Consider the following 3694-nt stretch of genomic DNA (forward strand, 5'->3'; position numbering starts at 1 on the left):
GCGACGCGGGCGTTCGCCATCGCGGAAGCGACGAGCTTGTAGATCGGCTCGGACGCACTCTGCGGCGCGAACTTCAGGATGGCCAGGGCCTCCTGAGCCTGCTTGCCCTTGATGAGAGCGACGACACGACGAGCCTTCTGAGGGGTCACGCGGATGTGTCGCACGCGGGCGATGGAATCCACCATCTCTCTCTCCTCTCTGCGCCACCGCGTCAGCGGCGGCGGCCCTTCTTGTCGTCCTTCACGTGGCCGCGGAAGGTGCGGGTGGGCGCGAACTCGCCCAGTTTGTGGCCGACCATGGTCTCGGTCACGAACACGGGGATGTGCTTGCGACCGTCGTGCACGGCGATGGTGTGACCCAGCATTGCCGGGATGATCATCGAACGGCGCGACCAGGTCTTGATGACGTTCTTGGAACCGGCTTCGTTCTGCGAGACGACCTTGCGAAGCAAGTGCTCGTCGACGAAGGGGCCCTTCTTGAGGCTACGAGGCATCTTCCTCTACTCCTACTTGCGCTTCTTGCCGGCGTTGCGACGGCGGACGATGTACTTGTCGCTTTCCTTGTTGGCGTGGCGGGTGCGACCCTCAGCCTGGCCCCAAGGAGAAACGGGGTGACGACCACCGGAGGTCTTACCCTCACCACCACCGTGCGGGTGGTCGACAGGGTTCATCGCGACACCGCGGACGGTCGGGCGGATGCCCTTCCAGCGGTTACGGCCGGCCTTGCCCCAGTTGATGTTCGACTGCTCGGCGTTGCCGACCTCGCCGATCGTGGCGCGGCAGCGTGCGTCGACGTTGCGGATCTCACCCGAGGGCAGACGCAGCTGCGCGTAGGGGCCGTCCTTGGCGACGAGACGCACCGAGGTGCCCGCCGAACGCGCCATCTTCGCGCCGCCGCCGGGGCGGAGCTCGATGGCGTGGATGACGGTACCGGTGGGGATGTTGCGCAGCGGCAGGTTGTTGCCCGGCTTGATGTCAGCGCCGGCACCCGACTCGACGATGTCGCCCTGCGCCAGCTTGTTCGGCGCGAGGATGTAACGCTTCTCGCCGTCGAAGTAGTGCAGCAGCGCGATGCGTGCGGTGCGGTTGGGGTCGTACTCGATGTGAGCGACCTTGGCGTTGACGCCGTCCTTGTCATTGCGACGGAAGTCGATGACGCGGTACTGGCGCTTGTGGCCACCGCCGATGTGGCGGGTGGTGATGCGGCCCTGGTTGTTGCGACCACCGGTCTTGGAGAGCGGGCGGAGGAGCGACTTCTCAGGCGTCGATCGGGTGATCTCGGCGAAGTCGGCCACCGACGAGCCGCGGCGACCCGGGGTCGTGGGCTTGTACTTGCGAATAGCCATGTTCTCTAGTCCTCTGTCCCGACCGTCAGCCGACTGCCGTGAAGATGTCGATGGTGCCCGACTTGAGCGTCACGATGGCGCGCTTGGTGTCCTTGCGCTTGCCCATCCCGAAGCGGGTGCGACGTGCCTTGCCGGGGCGGTTCAGGGTGTTGACCGAGGCGACCTTGACGTTGAAGATCTTCTCGATCGCGAGCTTGATCTCGGTCTTCGACGCACGGGGGTCCACGAGGAACGTGTACTTGCCCTCGTCGATGAGCCCGTAGCTCTTCTCGGAGACGACCGGCTTGAGGATGATGTCGCGCGGGTCTTTGTTCACTGCGATGTTCGCGGTGGTCATGCCGAGACCTCCTCGGTGTTGGCCTTCTTCGACGCGACGAACGCGTCGTAGGCGGCCTTGGTGAAGACGATGTCGTCGGAGACGAGCACGTCGTAGGCGTTGAGCTGGTCGAAGGTCAGCACGTGGACGTACGCGAGGTTGCGCACGCTCTTGACGGTGATCTCGTCGGTGCGGTCGATGACCACGAGCACCCGCTTGGTGGCGGTGAGCCCGGAGAGCACCGCGGCAGCGGCCTTCGTGGAGGGCGCGCCGTCGATCGCGAAGGAGTCGACGACGTGCAGACGCTGCCCGCGAGCGCGGTCGCTGAGTGCGCCCAGCAGGGCGGCGGCGACCATCTTCTTGGGGGTGCGCTGCGAGTAGTCGCGCGGCTTCGGGCCGTGCACGATGCCACCACCGGTCATCTGGGGTGCGCGGATCGAGCCCTGACGGGCGTTACCCGTGCCCTTCTGCTTGAAGGGCTTGCGGCCGGCGCCGGAGACCTCACCGCGACGCTTGGTCGAGTGGGTGCCCTGGCGTGCCGCAGCGAGCTGCGCGACGACGACCTGGTGGATCAGCGGGATGTTCGTCTTGACGTCGAACAGAGCGGCGGGCAGCTCCACGGAGCCGGCCTTCTTGCCGTCGGCCGTACGAACGTCGAGCGCGAGAGTCGAGTCAGCCATGATCAGGCACCCTTCACTGCGTTGCGGACGTAGACGATGCGGCCACGAGCACCGGGGACGGCGCCCTTGACGAGCAGCAGACCCTTCTCGGCGTCGACGGCGTGCACCGTGAGGTTGAGGACGGTCACGCGCTCGCCACCCATACGGCCGGCCATGCGCATGCCCTTGAAGACGCGGCTCGGGGTCGACGATGCGCCGATCGAGCCGGGCTTGCGGTGGTTGCGGTGCGCACCGTGCGAAGCGGAGACGCCCTTGAAGTTGTGACGCTTCATGACACCCGCGGTGCCCTTGCCCTTGCTGGTGCCGACGACGTCGACCAGCTGGCCGGCCTCGAAGGTGCCGTCCACCGTCAGTTCCTGACCGAGTGAGTAGTCAGCAGCGTCGGCGGTGCGCACCTCGGTGAGGTGGCGACGGGGGGTCACGCCGGCAGCCTCGAAGTGGGCCGTCTGCGGCTTGTTGACCTTGCGGGGGTCGATCTGCCCGTACGCGATCTGCACGGCCTTGTAGCCGTCCTTCTCGGGCGTGCGGACCTGGGTCACCACGTTGGGTGCGACCTCGATCACGGTGACGGGAACGAGCTTGCCGTTCTCGTCCCAAACCTGGGTCATGCCGAGCTTGGTGCCCAGGAGACCCTTCGAAACCTTGTTGTTGATGTCAGCCATGTCGAACCTCAGAGCTTGATCTCGATGTTGACGTCTGCCGGCAGGTCGAGACGCATCAGCGAGTCGACGGCCTTGGGCGTCGGGTCGATGATGTCGATCAGGCGCTTGTGGGTGCGCATCTCGAAGTGCTCGCGGCTGTCCTTGTACTTGTGGGGCGACCGGATGACGGCCACGACGTTCTTCTCCGTCGGCAGGGGCACCGGGCCCACGACCGTCGCGCCCGCACGGGTCACGGTGTCGACGATCTTGCGTGCCGACGTGTCGATGACCTCGTGGTCATACGACTTCAGGCGAATGCGGATCTTCTGTCCCGCCATTGTCTGCTCACTCTCTTTCTCGCGTCTTACGTCTCACGGGTCATGAGCGCATTGGACGCACGGTGGCGCGGAATTGCGCCTGGCACTTGTCACCACGCGAGGTGGGGATGCTGCACCGCTGTTCTGCTGTCAAACCGCACGCCGATCGGCCTGCGGCTCCTCACTCCCCCGTGCGCATGGAATGCGACCCGCCGGAGCGGGGTCGGGTTTGTGGGATGTGGTGTTCTGCTGCCCGCGGCCTAGGACCCTGCGCGTATCGCGCCGCCTATGCACTGCCGTGACAGTGATCCGGGGCACGCAGAGCGACCACCGGAATGTGGAACTTCACTAGTGTACGCGTCGCCCGGGCGTGTCGCAAACTCGGGCGTGTCGCC

The 3694-nt window shown here is 65.9% G+C and carries 7 protein-coding genes; all 7 read right to left on the minus strand.

Annotated elements, in window-relative coordinates:
* Window positions 1–185: large ribosomal subunit protein uL22 (locus NQ160_RS20415; RefSeq protein WP_257516930.1), on the minus strand; the 185-nt coding region annotated here is incomplete at its 3' end.
* A gap of 26 nt (window positions 186–211) precedes the next feature.
* The gene (gene rpsS, locus NQ160_RS20420) at window positions 212–493 is read right to left on the minus strand and encodes a 30S ribosomal protein S19 (protein ID WP_135063327.1); all 282 of its coding nucleotides are present in this window, start codon (window positions 491–493) and stop codon (window positions 212–214) included.
* Window positions 494–505: 12 nt separating this feature from the next.
* The gene (gene rplB / locus NQ160_RS20425; RefSeq protein ID WP_257495799.1) at window positions 506–1345 is read right to left on the minus strand and encodes a 50S ribosomal protein L2; all 840 of its coding nucleotides are present in this window, start codon (window positions 1343–1345) and stop codon (window positions 506–508) included.
* A 25-nt stretch (window positions 1346–1370) separates the two neighbouring features.
* Complete coding sequence (gene rplW, locus NQ160_RS20430) at window positions 1371–1682, minus strand: 50S ribosomal protein L23 (RefSeq protein WP_257495798.1); 312 nt, start codon at window positions 1680–1682, stop codon at window positions 1371–1373.
* Window positions 1679–2341, minus strand: coding sequence for a 50S ribosomal protein L4 (rplD, locus tag NQ160_RS20435; RefSeq protein WP_257495797.1), 663 nt, complete (start codon window positions 2339–2341; stop codon window positions 1679–1681). The genes rplW and rplD overlap by 4 nt, the downstream gene beginning before the upstream one ends.
* A gap of 2 nt (window positions 2342–2343) precedes the next feature.
* Window positions 2344–3003 (minus strand): 50S ribosomal protein L3, encoded by a 660-nt coding sequence (gene rplC / locus NQ160_RS20440; RefSeq protein ID WP_257495796.1) that lies wholly within the window; start codon window positions 3001–3003, stop codon window positions 2344–2346.
* A gap of 8 nt (window positions 3004–3011) precedes the next feature.
* Complete coding sequence (gene rpsJ / locus NQ160_RS20445) at window positions 3012–3320, minus strand: 30S ribosomal protein S10 (protein WP_022895514.1); 309 nt, start codon at window positions 3318–3320, stop codon at window positions 3012–3014.
* Window positions 3321–3694 lie beyond the last annotated feature (374 nt).

It is taken from the genome of Microbacterium sp. zg.Y909 (assembly GCF_024626565.1).

Bases quoted from the DNA above. Each gene is read 5' to 3' on its own strand.
- rpsS (WP_135063327.1), bottom strand. From the start codon at position 493: ATGCCTCGTAGCCTCAAGAAGGGCCCCTTCGTCGACGAGCACTTGCTT.
- rplB (WP_257495799.1), bottom strand. From the start codon at position 1,345: ATGGCTATTCGCAAGTACAAGCCCACGACCCCGGGTCGCCGCGGCTCG.
- rplW (WP_257495798.1), bottom strand. From the start codon at position 1,682: ATGACCACCGCGAACATCGCAGTGAACAAAGACCCGCGCGACATCATC.
- rplD (WP_257495797.1), bottom strand. From the start codon at position 2,341: ATGGCTGACTCGACTCTCGCGCTCGACGTTCGTACGGCCGACGGCAAG.
- rplC (WP_257495796.1), bottom strand. From the start codon at position 3,003: ATGGCTGACATCAACAACAAGGTTTCGAAGGGTCTCCTGGGCACCAAG.
- rpsJ (WP_022895514.1), bottom strand. From the start codon at position 3,320: ATGGCGGGACAGAAGATCCGCATTCGCCTGAAGTCGTATGACCACGAG.